At 59.0% G+C, this 17,393-nt stretch carries 16 protein-coding genes; 5 read left to right on the top strand and 11 right to left on the bottom strand.

All coding sequences use genetic code 11. The annotated features are described in order from the left end of the window. Position 1: 1 nt before the first annotated feature. The 3 genes from M5D89_RS07200 to M5D89_RS07190 form a co-directional block, all read right to left on the bottom strand. Positions 2-1,315: a sensor histidine kinase gene (locus tag M5D89_RS07200; protein ID WP_248885154.1), complete on the bottom strand. Its 1,314-nt coding sequence runs from the start codon at positions 1,313-1,315 to the stop codon at positions 2-4. A gap of 12 nt (positions 1,316-1,327) precedes the next feature. Next, positions 1,328-1,855, bottom strand: coding sequence for a TlpA family protein disulfide reductase (locus M5D89_RS07195; RefSeq protein WP_248885153.1), 528 nt, complete (start codon positions 1,853-1,855; stop codon positions 1,328-1,330). A gap of 206 nt (positions 1,856-2,061) precedes the next feature. Further along, a complete protein-coding gene (locus M5D89_RS07190; RefSeq protein WP_248884388.1) occupies positions 2,062-3,108 on the bottom strand; it encodes an IS630 family transposase in 1,047 nt (348 codons plus the stop codon). A gap of 143 nt (positions 3,109-3,251) precedes the next feature. Here M5D89_RS07190 and M5D89_RS07185 point away from each other — a divergent pair, with 143 nt between their 5' ends. Next, the gene (locus M5D89_RS07185) at positions 3,252-4,721 is read left to right on the top strand and encodes a cytochrome ubiquinol oxidase subunit I (RefSeq protein ID WP_248885152.1); all 1,470 of its coding nucleotides are present in this window, start codon (positions 3,252-3,254) and stop codon (positions 4,719-4,721) included. A 237-nt stretch (positions 4,722-4,958) separates the two neighbouring features. Here M5D89_RS07185 and M5D89_RS07180 read toward each other — a convergent pair whose 3' ends face one another. From M5D89_RS07180 to M5D89_RS07170, 3 genes are all read right to left on the bottom strand, one after another. Further along, positions 4,959-6,587 (bottom strand): cation:proton antiporter, encoded by a 1,629-nt coding sequence (locus M5D89_RS07180; protein WP_248885151.1) that lies wholly within the window; start codon positions 6,585-6,587, stop codon positions 4,959-4,961. A 31-nt stretch (positions 6,588-6,618) separates the two neighbouring features. Then, a complete protein-coding gene (locus tag M5D89_RS07175; RefSeq protein WP_248885150.1) occupies positions 6,619-7,287 on the bottom strand; it encodes a putative quorum-sensing-regulated virulence factor in 669 nt (222 codons plus the stop codon). Between the two features lie 98 nt (positions 7,288-7,385). Continuing rightward, positions 7,386-7,730, bottom strand: coding sequence for a winged helix-turn-helix transcriptional regulator (locus tag M5D89_RS07170; protein ID WP_248885149.1), 345 nt, complete (start codon positions 7,728-7,730; stop codon positions 7,386-7,388). A gap of 91 nt (positions 7,731-7,821) precedes the next feature. Between M5D89_RS07170 and M5D89_RS07165 the strand changes: the two genes are divergently transcribed. From M5D89_RS07165 to M5D89_RS07150, 4 genes are all read left to right on the top strand, one after another. Continuing rightward, positions 7,822-8,673, top strand: coding sequence for a pirin family protein (locus M5D89_RS07165; protein WP_248885148.1), 852 nt, complete (start codon positions 7,822-7,824; stop codon positions 8,671-8,673). A gap of 27 nt (positions 8,674-8,700) precedes the next feature. After that, positions 8,701-9,303, top strand: coding sequence for an NAD(P)H:quinone oxidoreductase (gene wrbA, locus M5D89_RS07160; RefSeq protein WP_248885147.1), 603 nt, complete (start codon positions 8,701-8,703; stop codon positions 9,301-9,303). Between the two features lie 93 nt (positions 9,304-9,396). Beyond that, on the top strand, positions 9,397-10,011 hold the full coding sequence (locus M5D89_RS07155; protein WP_248885146.1) for a BMC domain-containing protein: 615 nt from the start codon (positions 9,397-9,399) through the stop codon (positions 10,009-10,011). Positions 10,012-10,013: 2 nt separating this feature from the next. Continuing rightward, entirely contained in the window at positions 10,014-10,577 is a 564-nt protein-coding gene (locus M5D89_RS07150; RefSeq protein WP_248885145.1) for an NUDIX hydrolase, read from the top strand. Positions 10,578-10,635: 58 nt separating this feature from the next. Here the strand turns inward: M5D89_RS07150 and M5D89_RS07145 are convergent, their stop codons facing one another. From M5D89_RS07145 to M5D89_RS07125, 5 genes are read right to left on the bottom strand one after another with little or no spacing between them, the layout of a single operon-like run. Next, positions 10,636-11,439 carry an AAA family ATPase gene (locus M5D89_RS07145; protein WP_248885144.1) on the bottom strand — a complete coding sequence of 268 codons (804 nt, stop codon included), beginning with the start codon at positions 11,437-11,439 and terminating at the stop codon, positions 10,636-10,638. 13 nt (positions 11,440-11,452) lie between these two features. Continuing rightward, a complete protein-coding gene (locus tag M5D89_RS07140; protein WP_248885143.1) occupies positions 11,453-11,779 on the bottom strand; it encodes a P-II family nitrogen regulator in 327 nt (108 codons plus the stop codon). Then, positions 11,776-14,928, bottom strand: coding sequence for a putative inorganic carbon transporter subunit DabA (locus M5D89_RS07135; protein ID WP_248885142.1), 3,153 nt, complete (start codon positions 14,926-14,928; stop codon positions 11,776-11,778). The genes M5D89_RS07140 and M5D89_RS07135 overlap by 4 nt, the downstream gene beginning before the upstream one ends. Beyond that, positions 14,913-15,689, bottom strand: coding sequence for a hypothetical protein (locus tag M5D89_RS07130; RefSeq protein ID WP_248885141.1), 777 nt, complete (start codon positions 15,687-15,689; stop codon positions 14,913-14,915). The genes M5D89_RS07135 and M5D89_RS07130 overlap by 16 nt, the downstream gene beginning before the upstream one ends. 4 nt (positions 15,690-15,693) lie before the next feature. Next, positions 15,694-17,382 (bottom strand): proton-conducting transporter transmembrane domain-containing protein, encoded by a 1,689-nt coding sequence (locus M5D89_RS07125; RefSeq protein WP_248885140.1) that lies wholly within the window; start codon positions 17,380-17,382, stop codon positions 15,694-15,696. Between the last annotated feature and the right edge of the window lie 11 nt (positions 17,383-17,393).

Raw genomic sequence — 17,393 nt, 5'->3', positions numbered from 1 at the left:
GTCATCGCGAGCGGGGCTCTGCACGCAACTCCCAAGAGAGTTCCGCGCAGAGCCCGGAAGGGTCCCCACGGTTATACAGGCGCAACTGCAAGCCCTGCGCCTCTGCAATCTGCCGAGCAATAGCTAGTCCTAGCCCACTCCCTTCACTGTGCCCACGCGCACTGTCACCACGGCTGAATGGCTCGAGAAGGGCCTCCAGGCGGTCTTCCGGGATGCCAGGACCCGCATCACAAAACTGCAAGATTCCACGGCCATCTCGTTTGTACAGGCGAACATCGACCCGCTCACCTGCGTAGCGACGCACATTATCCAGTAGATTATCGAAGAGACGGCGCAATGCCTCATAATCCCCCCGAAAGGGATAGCGACGCGGGAGTTGCGCGTGCCAGTCGCCGCCCGCGCGGGTATACGCATCGCCGACGACCCGCAGCAATGCAACCAGATCGAGATCGGCTATGCGCGCCGAACTGCCACGTCCAATCGCCAGGGATTGTGCCAGGAGATCTGTCATCCGCTGAGTGTCTTCCGCCATCCCCTCGCGTAGTTCCTGGGGGGTATCTTCGGGCAAAAGCTCCAGGGCCATCTGGATTCGCGCCAGGGGCGAACGGAGATCGTGAGAAATGCCTACCAAGAGCAGAGACTGATGATCAATCATTGCCTGCAGGCGTGTGCGCATCCGCTCAAAGGCATCGAGCAGATCGTAAAACTCCTTGGCGCCACTGGCGGGCAGGGTTGGCAATGGGGCATTCCACTTGCGCCGCAGCGCATCGGCCAAGACCGCCAGGGGTCGCAAAACCCGTCGCACCAGGATGATGGTCAATACCAACAACGCCAGCGTGGATACACCAAGAATGAAAATCAGGCCCAGAGGCAAGGTTCCGGTCAGGCGGCGGCGGGCGAAATGCATCCATACCGCCTGCCCCTCCACCGGGATCGCAACCCAGAGCGTGCCCTTGGGGTCATGGGCGGTGAATACCGGCACCGTACGATCCAGGCGGCGGCGCAACTCCACCGCCAATATCTTCCCATATAGATGGCTGCGATTGCTGCTCAGGTCAAAATCGCGCGGGGGAGGCCCGAGATGGATGCCATTGTCTCGCGCCACGCGCTGCAAAAAGGCCGGACGTTGGTCCTTCGGCAGCTGCGCGTAGGTCTGCGCCGTCATGATGAGCAGCCCTGCCAGATCCTCTGCCGACCTTTGCCCAAGTGGGTAGAGCACCGTCAAAATGATCGTCAACAGGGAAAAAACCTGTAATGCAATGATTCCTAAAGCCAAGGTTCCAGCCGTCTGACGAAAGAGGCTCGCACGCTGCATGGCCATCCTCTCCTATACCCACATCCAGAAGAGTTTCCAAAGGATCATCGGTAAGGCGATGGCGCCAACGAAATGTCCCACGACTTGCCCCTTTTCGTTGATCAGCAAGCTGGTGGGTGTGAGCAGTATCCCACCCACGGCCTGACTTGCCCCCTGCCCCGCGGCCAGATAGACGGGATAGTCAATCCCCAGCTCCTGCATCCGCGCATGCACTGCGCCTGCCGTGCTGCCATCCACAGCGATGCCAACGATGCCAAAATCCTTACCCCCAAACCAGTGTTCCAGTTGAACGAGCAGAGGCGTTTCCGCTAGGCAGGGCGGACAGTCGGGCGCCCAGAAATTGAGGAGCAGGATCTTATCCGGCACGGCCGGCAGCTCCAGGCGATGTCCAGCAAGGGTTTGAACGGTCAGAGGCGGCATTTGCCGGGGCACCGCAGTGCCGGCACCACGCCACTGGGTAAAGGCATAGACGGCACCGAGCAATAGTACCCAGACCACCAGCTCCACCCAAAACCGTCTTTTTCGCAGGAATATCGGCACCGATCCACCTCGCTGAACTGCCGAGAAAATGGCATGAGAGACCGCCGCACGCAAGCAGAAAATACGCCCCCAACAGCAGGAAACTGTCTACAACAATATATTTTTATCAATAAACTCAGATTGTTGATATGCACCGCCGCTTTGGTGGATATACCCCACTCGCAAAGCGATCGAGGGCAGGTACCAACAAGTTATTAACCAGGCCCTTAAATATCCAACATAGCGTAACGAGCGGCAGGGTGATGGAAATAGCGAGAGACCTTCTCCGGCAGGAGACAGAGACCATTCATGAAGGCCATGGCCTTTGCCAAGAGGGTGGTTTTGTCTGTGCTCATAGGCCCGTTGCGTAGGGCCGTTTTGAAATCCCGGTTGAGGTATTCATCCGGGTTGGACTCTGGCGCATAAGGCGGCAGAAACACGAGCTCAATGCGGTCCTTCTTATCGGCCAGCCAGGCCGTTACCACCTTGGCGTGATGCACCCGTAAGTTGTCGACGATCAGGAAGATCTTCTGTTCGGCATGGCGGATCAGCTTTTCCAGGAAGGCGATGAAACGCTCGGTGTTGATGCTGCCCTCCACCATCTCAAAGGCAAGTTCTCCGCGCGGTGAGATCGCCGATATCATGGACAGACTGGTCCATCGTGCTGGATGTTCGAGGAGCGGCGTCTGGCCTTGGGGCGCATATCCACGCACCCAATGGGCGTCCTCTTTGACGGCCGTTTCGTCGCCCCAGTACAGCACTGCACCCTCGCGCAGGGCGCGCGCTCGGACTTGGGGATAATCCACTTCCAGCCATTGGCGCACTGCTTCTGGGTTCTGCTCCATCGCTCGCTTGACCGGACGCTGGGGCGTAAAACCCCAGCGCTTGAGGTACTTGCCTACCAGGCGCACCTGCAGATCTATCCCAAAGCGATCCCGGATCAATTGCCGGATGGCCGGCCGGGTCCAGAGGGCAAAAGGCATTTGCAACTGCCGCGGATCCCGTTGCACGATCTGATCCCGAACCCAGGCTTCCGCAGCCAACGTCAATCTGCGACAGGCCCCTACAGGACGCCCTCGCGGCCGTTCATCAAGGCTTTTGCCCCCCTCTCGTTTGGCTTGCGCCAACCACCCGCGAATGGTCGAGGGATGGGCGCCAGAGACCTTGGCCAGGTCTTCCACCCGCATACCAGACTGCTGGCGTAGCCGCAGCACCATCTGCCGAAGCAGATTCCGCCCCTCTACCGTCAACTTGCGCACATCTATCCGTTCCATACTCGCTATTCTACCATAGATAAGTCGGATATTTATGGGCCTGGTTAATAGCCATGCTTTTCTCGTGGTACAGCACTTGCTTATATAACAGCGTACATTGTTGTGGACTGTACACATAGACCAGATCTGATAAGGAGTGAGTCATGGTTTTAGAGAATACCCTACCTGTGCTCCTCAGCCGTATCGACTTCGCTTGGATTACTTCCATGCACATCCTTTGGACTCCAATGACCATTGGCATGTCGTGGTTGCTATTTTTCCTCGAGGTCGCGTGGCTGCGCACAGGCGACGAGCGCTGGTACAAGCTGGAACGCTTTTTTGAGAAAATCCTCATCATCAATTTCGGCGCTGGCGTAGCTACTGGCGTGACCATGGAGATGGCCTTCGGGATCCTTTACGGACCCTTCTCCCAGGCCGTTGGGCCGTTCTTCGGCAATATCCTGGGCTTCGAGACCATCACCGCCTTCATGTATGAGGCCGGGTTCATTGGGCTGATGATTTTCGGCTGGGGCAAGATCAGTAAAGGGATGCATCTTTTTGCCACCTTCAATGTTGGTCTCTCTTCCACGCTTTCGGCCATGTGGATCCTGGTTGCGAACTCCTGGATGCAGACCCCAGACGGGGTGGTGCTGAAGAATGGTCTCTTTCAGGTAACCAATTGGTGGAATGCCATTCTGAACGACAATTTTATCTGGGGCTTTCCGCACATGTGGGTAGCCTGTGTTGAACTTGCCCTGTTCGTCTTCGCCAGCGTGAGTGCTTGGTTTATCCTCAAGAATCGGAATGCCGATCTCTTCACCAAGCTGTTGAAGCCGACCTTGTTGGCGCTGCTGATTGTCGCGCCCGCTCAAATCTTCATTGGGGACAGCGTGGGGCGCGATGTGGCAATGACCCAGCCGACCTCTCTGGCGGCCATGGAAGGGCATTACCACACCTACCTATCTGACGGTAAGGTGAATACGGGCTGGCATCTCATCGCCTTCCCCAACGCCAAGAATGACGGCAACTCATTTGCCATCACGATCCCACACGTCCTGAGTTTGCTGGAAACCCACACTCTGAACGGTAAGGTCACAGGGTTGGACAGTTTCCCTGCTAAAGATCGCCCTGATGTTTGGGTGCCCTTCTATAGTTTCCGAGTCATGGTAGCGATCGGTTTCTTCTTGTTCTTCGTGGCACTCTGGGGCAACTGGCTGCGTCTGCGTGGCAAGCTCAATGCGGAATCCTTGCGCAAACATCCGTGGTTCCTGCGTGCCGTAGTCTTTTCCGGCTTTCTGCCCTACCTCGCTATCTGGTGCGGTTGGTGGACGCGCGAGATTGGCCGCCAGCCCTGGGTGGTCTTCAACCTGATGCGCACCTATCAAGGTGTGAGTCATATGTCCATTGGCATGGAGATCTTCTGGTTCGTCGGCTACATCCTCTTCGAACTGATCGTATGGTCAGGCGCGTGGTACTTCTTCAGCCGTGTGATTGCTAAGGGCGTGGATTCCATTCCGCCGTCCGATACGCTTTTCGCGCATCACGAAGAGGAAGTTCATGAAGAAGAACATGCTGGTGGAGGCTTTGCCAAGCCAACGTTTGCCAGTAAGCCGATGCTCGATAAGACGCGGTAAATTCATGAGCCGGGGGTGAACCCCCGGCCAGCCAAGGAGATTTCTCAGATCGTGCGCACCCGGACGAGGTCATGGACCAAGTCCTCATTCTCGATCGAGAATTACGCAACTATCGACGCTTCTTTCACATTCTCAAGGTCCCTTTCTTCGAGCCCGGCGCAAAGGAGTGGGCGAACTAGCATAGCGCGGTAGTCGGCAATGATTTAGACGTTTCCTGCATCAGTCCCACGCTCTGCCTTAGACATCGGCATTGCGTTGATCGGTTCCTGGTCCGGAGTGAAGCTCGTTAGCCCGCTGAAATACCTGGGCCGGTGCCGACTCCAGTTCCAGGAGCTGGGTATCCAGGTCCGCCAGCAACTCTTCTGCCCCGCTCTCATCCAGTAGGCCTTCCTGGCGGGCATCTAGAATCCTTTGCTTGCGCTGCACAAGCAAGCGCCGAACCAGGCGCAGATAATCACTCTGGCGTATCCAGTCCTGATCGAGATTCCCCGCCGCCAGGTGTTCCTGTGCTCGATCGCGTTCTTCCGTGATCTGCTTCTGCAAGAGCTGCAGCACCTGAGGATCGCGCAGAGCTCTGCTCTCGAGAGACTGTAACTCCCTGAGATCATGCTCAGCCAGGGCAAGACGGAGACGATTCCTCTCGAAATTTCCGTCATCATTCTTCCCTGCCAAGACACCAAAAAGACGACCAAGAGGGGCAATACTCAGACCTTGCACCAGAATGGTCAGCAGTACCACGCCAAAGACCAGATTGATGAGCAAATCTCGGGCTGGGAAATCCATCGGTAGACTGAGCGCCAAAACCATCGACAGCGCGCCGCGTATACCACCCCACAACAGGATGAAATTCCAATTCAGAGGAATGCGCGCGCGGGTCGTGCGCAGGAGCAGACCCATTCCGTAGACGACCACGGCGCGGGCAACGGTCACCGCCAAATAGGCCGCGAGAATCAGGACCCAGATGCGGATCAGATCCTGCAGGTGAATGGTCAAGCCCACCAAAAGGAAAATCAGCGAGTTCAGGACAAAGCCGAGATATTCCCAAAAGGTATTCACGGCCATTCGCACGGAGGCACTCATTCCTCGTCGAGCGGCATAGTTGCCGCAGAGCAGGCCAGCGACAACAGTGGCGATCACCCCAGAAAAGTTCAGCTGTGTCGCCAGCAAAAAGCTGCTGTAGGCGGCCAATATGGTGATGGTAATTTCCACCATCCCATCATTGACGCGCTTGATCACCTCCGAACTGAGCCAGCCAATGATCAGCCCAAGCAGGGCCCCGCCCCCCACCATGCTGACAAACTCCAGTCCGAGGGCTGGAAGCGAAATCGCCTTCCCCATTGCGATGCCCAGAAAAAGGGTAAAGAACACAATCGCCGTTCCATCATTGAGCAGGCTTTCGCTCTCAATTAGAAAGGTCAGGCGGGATGGCGCACCCAACTGGCGAAAGATGGACACCACCGATATCGGGTCCGTCGCCGCCACCGTCGCGCCGAAGACCAGCGCTACCCCTAGGGTCAGGGTAATACCGGCCAAATGCGGCAGATAGGGGTAAAGCGCCAAGAAGACGTAGGCGGTAACGATCATGGAGAGAAAAACGCCGGGCACCGCCAGCCCGAAAATCGCTATCCGGTCGCGCCACAGGGTACTTGCGGAAAGGTGATAGGCCGATTCGAAGATCAGCCCGGGGAGGAATATGTTGAAGACCAGATTGTGGGTGAGGACCGGGGTCTGGAAGAGGTGTAGGCTACCGAGCAGCAGCCCGCCCAGAACCAGCGCAACGGTATAGGGGAGCCGCAAGCGATTGGCGATGACCGCCAGCAGGGACGCTGCCACAAAGAGAAGCAGCAGCGCAGTCTCCGGTATCATGCTCAGCTCTCCAGTGCAGAAAAATCGGTAGCTAGACGCTCCCCTCTAAGGCTTTGCGCAGATAGGGATCCATATCGGTGAGATTGTTCAGCGCCCAGCGCCGATAATCGTCCGGCAGGTCACAGATTTTTATCCCTTTGTGCTTACCGAAAGGCATCGTTTCAGGAATTCGTGCACGCTCGCTGAACTCCCATAGAGCCTCCCAACTGGCCGGCCGCACGGCCAGTACGACGCGATTCAGAATCACCCGACAAAATTTGACGTCCGCCAGCGCGGAGTGGGCATTTTTGAGGTTTTCCCGCGTTTTTTTTCGATCCTTGCTGAAATGATATAGCAGGGCCGATTGGGAAAAGCTGTCAACCTCTGGCCATAGCCTGCGGCTCATGGCGTAGGTACAGATCCGCTTGACCTCCGGCCGACCAATAACTTCCCAATCAAAATCAATACTATGCCCAACCAGATATTCCGTCTCGCTGGGGAGATGAAACGTATTTGCCGGGGGGCAATCAGCGAGATCTTCATCCAGAATGTGGTGCACGGCAATCGCGCCCAGCTCGATCTTCTTCTCGGGGCGGTACCGCTGCACAAACTGCTCTTCTACCTCGAGAGAGCGCAGGTCATTCACGCGCAACCAGGCGGCTTCGATCAATTGTGGCTCGTTTCGCCCAGTCGTTTCCGTGTCAAAAATCAATGCTGCCATTGCCATTGCCCTCAAAAAATCAGCAAGCAGGGTATCGGCTCCCTGCACCCCCCGCAAGAGGAATATCGATCCCTCAGCCAAAATTTACGCTTTGCCCACTAGCTGGAAGTGCCGGGGAAACCCTCTCCCGCCCACTTCTTCGCCAGAGCATCGAGCCCATCCAGAACGCTACCCAACTCGCGCCCGCGCTCGGTCAGGCCATAGCTCACCTCGGGCGGAACCGTGGGACGATAATCGCGGTAGACCACGTCCGCTTCCTCAAGCAAACGCAGACGCTCGGTGAGCATGCGCGCAGAAATCTTGCCGACCGCTCGTTGCAAGGCACCAAAACGCAATGGCCCCTGATTACGGAGTACCCAAAGGATGTACGTCGTCCATGGGCCCATCAACAGCCGCAAAAGAGCATCCATCGGACAGGGGCTTTCTTGAATCGTCTTTCTCATAGTTACGAATCAGTACCTACTTTACAAAAATATCGTAAGCCATACTATGGGGAAACTACAACGCGCACAAGCTGCGCAAGGAGAGGCCAGAATGAGTGCACAGATGAACGAGCAAGAGCGCGGGGTGGAGAGCATCGTACCCGGCCGCGTGACATCCGATGGGGCGGGAGTAAAATTGACCCGGCTGTTCGAGCGTTCCCTGCAAAAACGCCTGGACCCCTTTCTCATGCTCGACGCCTTTGGTAGCGATCAGCCTGACGACTACATCGCGGGCTTTCCGGATCATCCGCACCGCGGCTTCGAGACCATCACCTATATGCTCGCCGGCCGCATGCTGCACCGCGATAGTGCCGGGCACGAGGGTCTCCTGGAAACTGGGGGGATGCAGTGGATGACCACCGGCAGGGGAGTCATTCATTCGGAGATTCCCCAGCAGCAGGAGGGTCGCATGGCGGGATTCCAGCTCTGGCTGAACCTACCGGCAACAGACAAGTTATGCCCGCCCTGGTACCAAGATTTCCAGGCCCAGGATCTACCGCAAGGGGCAGACGCGGAGGGTCGGCGCTGGACCGTACTGGCGGGCGAAAGTCATGGCGTGAAAGGTGCAGTGCAGCGCCCCCAAACCGAGCCCTTGATCGTGGACTTGACGCTTCCGGCGGGCAGTACGTTCTGGCAGGAGCTGCCGCCAACCCACCATGCCTTTGTCGTACCCTATGAGGGCGATGTTCGGATTGGAAAACACGAAATTCCCCTCTTCCATCTCGCCCTTCTTGACCAAGCCGGGGCGGGGGTGCGAATTCATGCCCATGCGGCGAGCCGCCTGCTCTTGGTCGCTGGACGCCCCCTGGGCGAGCCCATCGCCCAGTATGGGCCCTTCGTGATGAACAACGAGGAGCAACTGCAGCAAGCCATGGAAGACTATCGCGCCGGGCGATTGGCCTGAGGTTATTTTTCAGAGGGGAGAACCGTTATGAGCAAAATACTGGTGTTGTATCACAGCCTTTGGGGGCACGTGGAACAGCTTGCGGAGGCTGAGGCCGAAGGTGCTCGCTCGGTTCCGGGGGTCCAGGTGATCGTCAAGCGCGTGCCGGAGACGATGGATGCGGAAAAGCAGACAGCCATGCACGTCAAGGCCCAACCTGCTCCTGAGGCTCATCCCCACGAGCTGGGCGACTATGATGGCATTCTCTTTGGCACCCCGACCCGCTTTGGCAACATGAGTGGGCAGATGCGCAATTTCCTTGACCGCACCGGAGGTCTCTGGCAACAGGGCGCCCTCGCGGGCAAGGTCGGCAGCGTCTTCGTGAGCACTGCCACCCAGCATGGTGGGCAGGAGAGCACCATTCTGAGCTTTCATCCCTTTCTGTTCCACCAGGGGATGATCGTAGTTGGCGTCCCCTACACCTGCCCTGAGCTAAGCAACATGGAAGAAATCAGTGGGGGTACGCCTTATGGCGCCAGCACCTTAGCGAAGAGCGATGGCAGTCGTCAGCCCTCGGCCAACGAACTGGCCATTGCACGCTTCCAAGGGCGCCATGTAGCAGAGATTACGCAACGACTGTTCCCAGGCTAGCCGACCGACTCGCAACCGTGCGCAGGGTGGGCAGAACGCTGTAAATGCACTGACATTTCCCTTATACTTGGGAGAAATGTTGACCTTCAATTCATGATCCACCTTCGCACTTACGTTTACATCGATTCCCTGCAGCCCCAGCTTGCCGCGTACATGGCCTCGGTCTCCCAAGGCTTCTTGCCGGTGCCTGGGGATGCGGCGCTGTGGATCGAGGTCTCGCCTGGCATGGCGGTGCATCGCCTGACGGATATTGCCCTCAAGGCGACCCGGGTGCATCTGTCGCAGCAGGTGGTGGAGCGCGAATTCGGTACCATGGTCGTGCATCATCGCGATCAGAGCGACGTGCGTGAGGCCGGGCGGGTGGTCTTACAACGCATGGGTGCCACCCAAAGCGATCGCAAGGTCTGTCGCGTCACCTGGAATGAGATCATTCGCGGCATGATGCCGGACCATACGGTGCTCATCAATCGACAGAGTCGTCGCGGCTCCATGATCCTGCCGGAACAGAGCATGTTCATCCTTGAAACCGAACCGGCGGGCTACGTCATCTATGCCGCCAATCAAGCGGAAAAGGCCGCCAACATCACCCTCATCGATGTGCGCGCGGTGGGCGCCTATGGGCGACTGACCATTGCCGGCAAGGAAGCGGACGTGGATGAGGCGGCGGCGGCGGCCATCCATGCCGTCGAGAACCCCTCCTGGAGTTGAGGATGGACCGCGAGACCCTGCGCCAAGCCCTCTGCCAATACCGCAGTCGCTACCCCGAAGAGGCCGCCTACGCGCGCCGGGGCTGCGCCCTCCTCGCCAACGCGCCGGACTGTTTTTTGCGCAGCGGCCCCGGGCTACACGTCACCGCCTCGTCCTGGGTGCTCAATCCCGCTGGTGATCAAGTCTTGCTGATGTTACACCGCAAGCTCGGGCGCTGGTTTCAGCCCGGCGGCCACAGTGATGGGGACGAGGACGTCCAGCGCGTTGCCCTGAAGGAATGTAGTGAAGAAACGGGCTTGCCTGCTGAGCAGATCCACTTTCTGAGCCGGGACATCTTCGACATCGATATCCACCGCATCCCAGCGCGCCTCCAGGAGCCCGAGCATGAGCATCTGGATATCCGCTTCCTGATGCAGATCGACGATCGCCTGCCCTTGATCGGCAACAGCGAATCCCACGAACTGCGCTGGGTGCCACTGCACGAGGTCCACGCCTACAATCGCGAGCTGTCCATCCACCGGCTACTGGTGAAAAGCCAAGAGTGGTTGCGCCAGCAGCGTCGCTGAAACGCCCGCGCCAAAGCAAGGCACATCCTAAAAAGGCGGGAAGGATCCCGCCTGGTACTCAAAAGAAGGTAGTTACCGCCGCGTCCAGGGCGTCGCGCATATCCGGGTCGTCCGTGATTGGCCGCACCAGGGCAACACTGCAGGCTGCCAAAGGCTCGATGCCCTTTTGGATGAGGGAACCGGCATAAATCAGCATACGGGTGGATAGCCCCTCATCCAGGCCGTGACCCTTTAGGTTGCGCGACCGCTCGGCAATGGAAACCAACTTGCCCGCCATATCCGTGGATGCACCCGATTCATGGGCCACGATCTCGATCTCCAGGTCCCGATCCGGGTAGGAAAAGTCCAGGGCACCAAAGCGCTGCTTGGTGGACTGCTTGAGGTCCTTCATGGACGACTGATAGCCGGGATTGTAGGAAATCACCAGGAGGAAGTCGGGGTGGGCGTGCAGCAGCTCGCCCTTCTTGTCCAGGGGCAGGGTACGGCGGTGATCCGTCAGCGGATGGATGACCACGGTGGTGTCCTGCCGCGCCTCAACCACTTCATCGAGGTAGCAGATGGCACCCATCCGTGCCGCCGTGGTCAGGGGCCCGTCCTGCCACTTGGTACCGTCCTTGTCGAGCAGAAAACGACCCACCAGGTCCGAGGCGGTCATGTCCTCATTGCAGGCGACGCTGATCAGCGGGCGCTGCAGACGCCAGGCCATGTATTCGATGAAGCGCGATTTGCCACAACCTGTCGGTCCCTTGACCATCATGGGCAAGCGGGCGGCATAGGCGGCCTCAAACAAGGAGATTTCGTCGTGGACCTCCTTGTAGTAGGGCTCCTGACTGATCTGATACTGACTGGCATCGATACTCACGGCAATTTCCCTCTCAATTCTTAAATTTGACCAAGCGGCTGACCTGGATATCGGACACGAACATCACCCCCTGATGCTTCTCGAAGAAGGGGGTGAAGCCCTCGAGGATGGGCGCCAACAGGTCCTCTGGCACGGCGACGATGATCATGATCAGCACGTCATCCTCGTTGAACATCAGGTGGCTCTCATAGATGCCGTGGCTACCCTTGCCGGAGAGATTGCCGACGATGGTGTAACCCTTCACCCCGGCACGGTCGAGTAGATCCGTGGCAAAATCGCGATGGGCGCCTTCGAGAATGATCTCGATCTTTTTCAGGGGATGGAGATTGAGGGTATTCATGCACTAGCCTCCAGTAAGCCTTGCCGATAGGTTCTACCCGATTCCGGGTGGACCTGAAATTCACCTTCTTCCAGGACCAAACAGCGATAATCATCCTCGGGATCCATGACGATCACCCGCAGCCAGCCGCCCATGATGAGTTCCTTCACCTTGGGCAGACGCCCCACCGCGGCCAGGACAAAGGGCGCCGGCGCCTCCACCAGGGCAATCAGGCGCACGGGCTCGTGATACGGCTGGCCTTCCTTGTACATGGACTGCACCGGCAAACCCGTGCGCAGATCGCTCTGATTGCCGGTCATCACTCCAAAGCGGCCAGCCACATTGTGATAGGCCTTGCTGCCACTGCCATAGTGATGCACGTCGGTGGTGGAGAAATAGTGCTCCAGATTGATCCATTCCCCCACCACCACGGGTGCCGAGAGGATATTTTCCAAGAAACGTCCCTTGGGATCCAAGCGGTAGTCGTAGGACTGCAGAAATGATCGTCCCTCCAGATTCACGCCCTCGGTCAGATGACGCCCACCGATGATGCCATAGAGGTTGCGGGACAGGCCCCACTCTGGCCGCACCTGGGACCAGTCGTGGGCATGGCGCCGCGCCATGGCCGCCGCCCCATAGGGGTCTGACGCCAATGCCGTGCTGCCGCCCAGGGTCGGCATGCGCTCCGCTGCGGTTCGCCGCGTTGCCGCCGCCAGGCCATTGCGCAGACGTTCCAGGTACAGAAGGTGGCGCGCCGGCAAGAGATCGAGATCGTGCAAGCTAATCTCGTCCGTAGTGGTATTGTGCACCGCCGCAATGAACCAAGTATCTTCCGGAATGTCGATGCCCTTGTTCTCGCGCAGCAAACGCCGCACCTCGGGCTGATTGGCCATGGCACAGATCACCCGCGCGTTAGGCAGGCCCCGCCCGCCGCCACAGGCACCACAGTCCAGGGCGGACTCATAGGGATTATTCTGAGTCTGACTCTCATGCCCAACCATCAACACAAAACGGGAGAAATTCTTGTGCAATCCCGTCGACAACAAGGCATTGGAGACATAGCGCACCTGCTCATCGATACTGAAACCCAGGCGGCCAATCCGCTCCATTTGCAGACTAGTCTCCTGCCGGCTGACTCGGTAGACCTTGCGCAGGATCTCCACCAGGCCCTCCTCGTCCGCCGCCGACTTGCCCAGACGCTGGGCCAGAGAGCTGGGCGCCTGGGCATGGCCCAGGGCGATCTCGCGTAACTCCCGCACCTCATCGTCGGTGACCTGGTCGCGACTCAGCTCCCATTCCTTATGCAGGGCACGTACGATCATTGCCCGCTGCACGGCGCGAATGATGGAGTCGGCCTGCTCGCTACTAAGTTTGTCGACCAAGAGCCGGGTGACGGGCTTTTCGGCATGCAAACGCCCGTGCAAGCGGTGATAGGTGACTGGGGCTACGGTCTTGCCAATCAGTCCCAGGCTGAAGATCAACCCCACGGCCTCGACGGCCACGAAGGGTGAAAGCACGGAAGACTTGATGTCATGGAGTACGTGCTCCAGGGCGCCATACAGGGGCTCTTCCTCCAGCTCCAGCTCAGCCGGGATCTCGACAATGAGATTGCGCGGCGTCTGCACCGCTGGGCAGAGATGGACCTCACTCCCCTTGCCGTACTCCAGGTAACCGATAGGCACCCCGAAGAATCCGGCAATGCCAAAGGTCTGGTAGTCGCCCAGGGCCTCCAGTTGCCGGCGCATGGGCTCGGAACGCACGTCGATGCAGAAAAACGCCTGGGCGAAGGGACGCTTTTGAGGCAGATCGTGGGGGAGTTGGACCTTGCGCACCAAGTCGGTGATGTAGTGGTATTCCATAGCCCGCAGCCACACAAAGCCCTCACCCGCCTCCCAGCGCTGCAGCACGCCAAGAAACGCGGCGACTTGGCTGGGGGAGAGGGCCAAGAGCTTGGCCTGGGTGTCAGCGCCGATGCGCTCGGCCAGCGCACGCAAAGCATGGGCCTGACGCTGGGCCTCGTGCTGCCGCTTGGCCGCAATGTAGCGGCTGGCCAGGCCCTGGTAACCGCGTCGGGCGCGCCGCGCCAGGGCATCATCAATCTGCTGTGCCCAGGCCGGAAGAATCGTCCCACCATGGAGTTCCAGGCGCAGATAGGCGGCATAGGGGTCTCCATGGACGAAGGTCTGGAGCGCCTCCACATCACCGGGGCAACGATGGTGGCGCTCGGCCTCGCGCACCAGGGCCAGGCCCAGCACCATGCGTACCGCCAGAAAATCCGTGAGATCAGCGGGGTATTGCTGTGCCCAGTAGTAATGCTTGGCCATACTGCGGAAACGAATGAAACCTGCCCAGCCATGCAGGCGGGTGAGTTGGCGAGTGATGTATTTCTGCCAGTGCTCCTCGGGGACCTTGAGTTCCAGGAGGATCCGGGCAATGACCCCCTCGGGGCTCTCGCTGGAGGCCAGCAGTTCACGCAAGTGCAAGCCCAGCAGGGCAAAGCGCAGATTGTGTTGCGCCACGTCCTTCCAGGAGGCAAAAAACCCCTTTTCCCGGCTGGGCGCCTGCCAGGCGGATTGCCCTTCGTCAAAGAAATCGAGACAGCTCTTGACCAGCAGGTCATCCAGGGTGGCGCCGATCTTGGTTCCAAACAGGCGATCGATATTGGCATAGAACGGGCCATCACTGGCTACCTTGCGCCGCAGCAGAACGTCTAGCTGCCGTTGCAGATCCTCATCGTCCAAATCCGGCACTGGCTCACCGTGCAGGGCCGCACGTACCGCCTCACCATCCAACCAATCTCCGCCGTGGAGGAGGCGCTCACGGCTGCACTCGGTCATCACCGTCCAGAGCCAGGCCTCCAGATCCACACCGGGCAGATCCAGGTCGGACTCGCGCGCCAGAAAATCCCGCAAATAGCGCCGCAACGCCCCATCGTCGATCTTGCCTTCCTGACGATAGCCCTGATACTGCTGTCGCGTCAGGTAGCCGCGCCCGTGAAAGAGCCGGCTACCCTCCTCTACCGCTTGGGGAAAGGGCAGATGCTCCAAGCCAAAGAGCGGATTGTGATGAATGAAGGTACGCATGGGCCAGAAGCGCGGGATCGGCTCGCTGGCGACATAGATCATCGACCGGACTTTGAGCCGGTCACCCAGGGTCAAATTCCTATCCATGCGCCACTCCAGATCAGTCCAAACAGGGCAAAAAGGAAGAGTACAGCCACGCCAGCCACGGTGGTGACGGGACCGATATCGGTCATGGGTTCACCCTCGTACAACCCAAAGAGCAAATCCTGCAAGAGGGTGCCAATGGACCAGCCCCAGATCATCAACAGGATCAGCAGCGGCCAGAGCCAGGACAAACTAAGCAGCTTGAATACGTGCAGCAAGGCAAAAAATCCTGGGAATACGGGGGTCGCCACCAGTGCCAAGGCGCTCAGGGTGATCAGGCCGGTCAGGCGCGGCAACGCCGTCGCCAGCCCACCCCGCAGACCCAGGTAGGCCCCGCCCATGCGCTGAGCGAGTATGCCGGCCCAGATCATCAGCAAGGCCGCCGGCAGGGACCAGGCGAGGGCAAAGAGTTCTACCCCATGCTTCGAGACGCCGCCTGCCACCAAGAGCCAAGTCAGGGTGAGGCCAGAGCTCGCAGTCAAGCGTGCCCAGATACTGATTTCACGGGCACTGACGGCACGATAGGCATAAAAAACCGCCGTAAACAGGGCCAGCATCAGCCAGGCGCGTTGCACACCGGCGGGCAGGGGATGTTGCAAGGGGGCAGCATCGTAGAGCAGGAGAATGCCCAGTTGTGGCAAGACCAGGATGGCCATGGCTCGGCCCCAAAAGCTGGGGGCGGAGTCGACCAAACGATTGAAGATCCAGCTCAGGGGGAAAACAGGGACCAATACCCCGGCCACGATCAGAATGATCCATTCCATAGGCTCAGCTCCAGCGTAACCAGACGTTGAGACGGCGCGACCCGGCGAGCAGCAGTTGGGTCATCCGCACGTAGAGGTCGTTCAGATAGAGTTCCCGGGTCAGCAGGGCATAGAGCGCCACATAAGTCCCGTGCCAGCGCTGGCCGATGCGTTGCCCCCAATCCTGGGCATCCGCAAAGAAGGTCAGGGCCCAACCGCCCACAAAGAGCAGCGCCAAGACGATCATCAACACATCGTAGGACAGCACGCCAATGCTGGCCGAGGCAAAGAGCCGGGCACTGGCACCGTGCTCAGGGTAGAGAAAATTGCCAAAGTAATGGCTGATCAGGGTATAGCCGACCACCACTAGGACAAAGGAAGCGAGAATGCCCCCCATGACTTGCCAGGGGTTGCTGTGGGTCATCTTGTGGGCGGCAAACAGGGCCTGCGCGCCGGTGACCCAGGCAAAGAAGAGGAGGATGATCACACCCTGCTCAAAAAAGAGATGGGAGGCGACAAAGAAATGGGAAAGGCTGAGGACCAGGACCGGCACCAGGATCGTCAGAGCCGCCGCCGTCAGCCAAGGCAGTCGTGAGGGCTTGGCGGGACGCCGTTCCACCACCGAGACATAGACCGGATCCGGCGGCACGCCATCTGCCGCGCGGGCCTCGCCAATGGCATTGCCGGCACCCAAAAACAGGGAGGCCTTGAAAAAGCCGTGGGCAATGAGGTGGAAGACGGCCAGGGGAAACGCTCCCAAGCCACATTCCATGACCATGAAACCCATCTGGCCCATGGTGGAGTACCCCAGGGAGCGCTTGATATCGTTCTGGATCAGCATCAGTGCCGATCCCAGTACGGCGGTAATCAAGCCAACCACGAAGGCGATATGCAAGGCGAGGCTGGTGTATTCAAAGACCGGGGCGAAGCGGTTGAATAGGAAGCCCCCGGCATTGACGATGCCCGCGTGCATCAGGGCGGAGACGGGGGTAGGACCATCCATGGTGTAGGGCAGCCAACCATGGAGGAGAAACTGCGCCGAACGGGCAAAGGCCGCTAGGGCAATGAGAATACCGACCCAGGCGATGGCCGACATCCCCCAGAGCTGTACCGCCTGAGGCGCCTCGGCAATCCGCGCGAAGATCACCGGTAAAGATAGACTGTCATAGCTCTTGTAGAGGATGAAGGCGGCCAACCACAGGGGCAGGTCTCCTACCCGATAGGTAATCTGGGTCCAGAAGGCATAGCGACCCGACGCGGCACGGTCCGTATCGTGGCCCAAGAGGAAATAGAGGATAACGCCCACCAGAAACCAGGCGACCAGCAAGGTAATGAGATCCGCCGCCGAGACCATGAAGAAAATCGTTGCGGTCATGAGATCCAGCAAGGCAAAAAAGCGCGGATAGTTCGGCTCCTCGATCATGTAGCGCACCGAGTACATGTGGACCAGCAGGCTGATCCCCGACACAAAGGACCACATGATCAGGGCCAGGGGATCAAGCCAAACACTGCCCCACAGGGTGCCAATCTGCTCGACGCTGGGAATGCCCGAGGACACATACTCGCCCAGTAGGACCAGGGAGAGCAGGAAGGTGAGCAGGGTCGCAAAAACGCTCAGCCGTGCCGCCATGGGCTTGTTCCGGCGCAGGAAGACGAAGATCAACAAGGCCGACAGGACTGGCACGAAAGGGAGAACCATCGCCAGGATGTCCATCACCAACTCCT

This window comes from Acidithiobacillus acidisediminis (assembly GCF_023277115.1).
GTDB lineage: Bacteria > Pseudomonadota > Gammaproteobacteria > Acidithiobacillales > Acidithiobacillaceae > Igneacidithiobacillus > Igneacidithiobacillus acidisediminis.
This window is presented reverse-complemented; position numbering and strand designations above follow the sequence as displayed.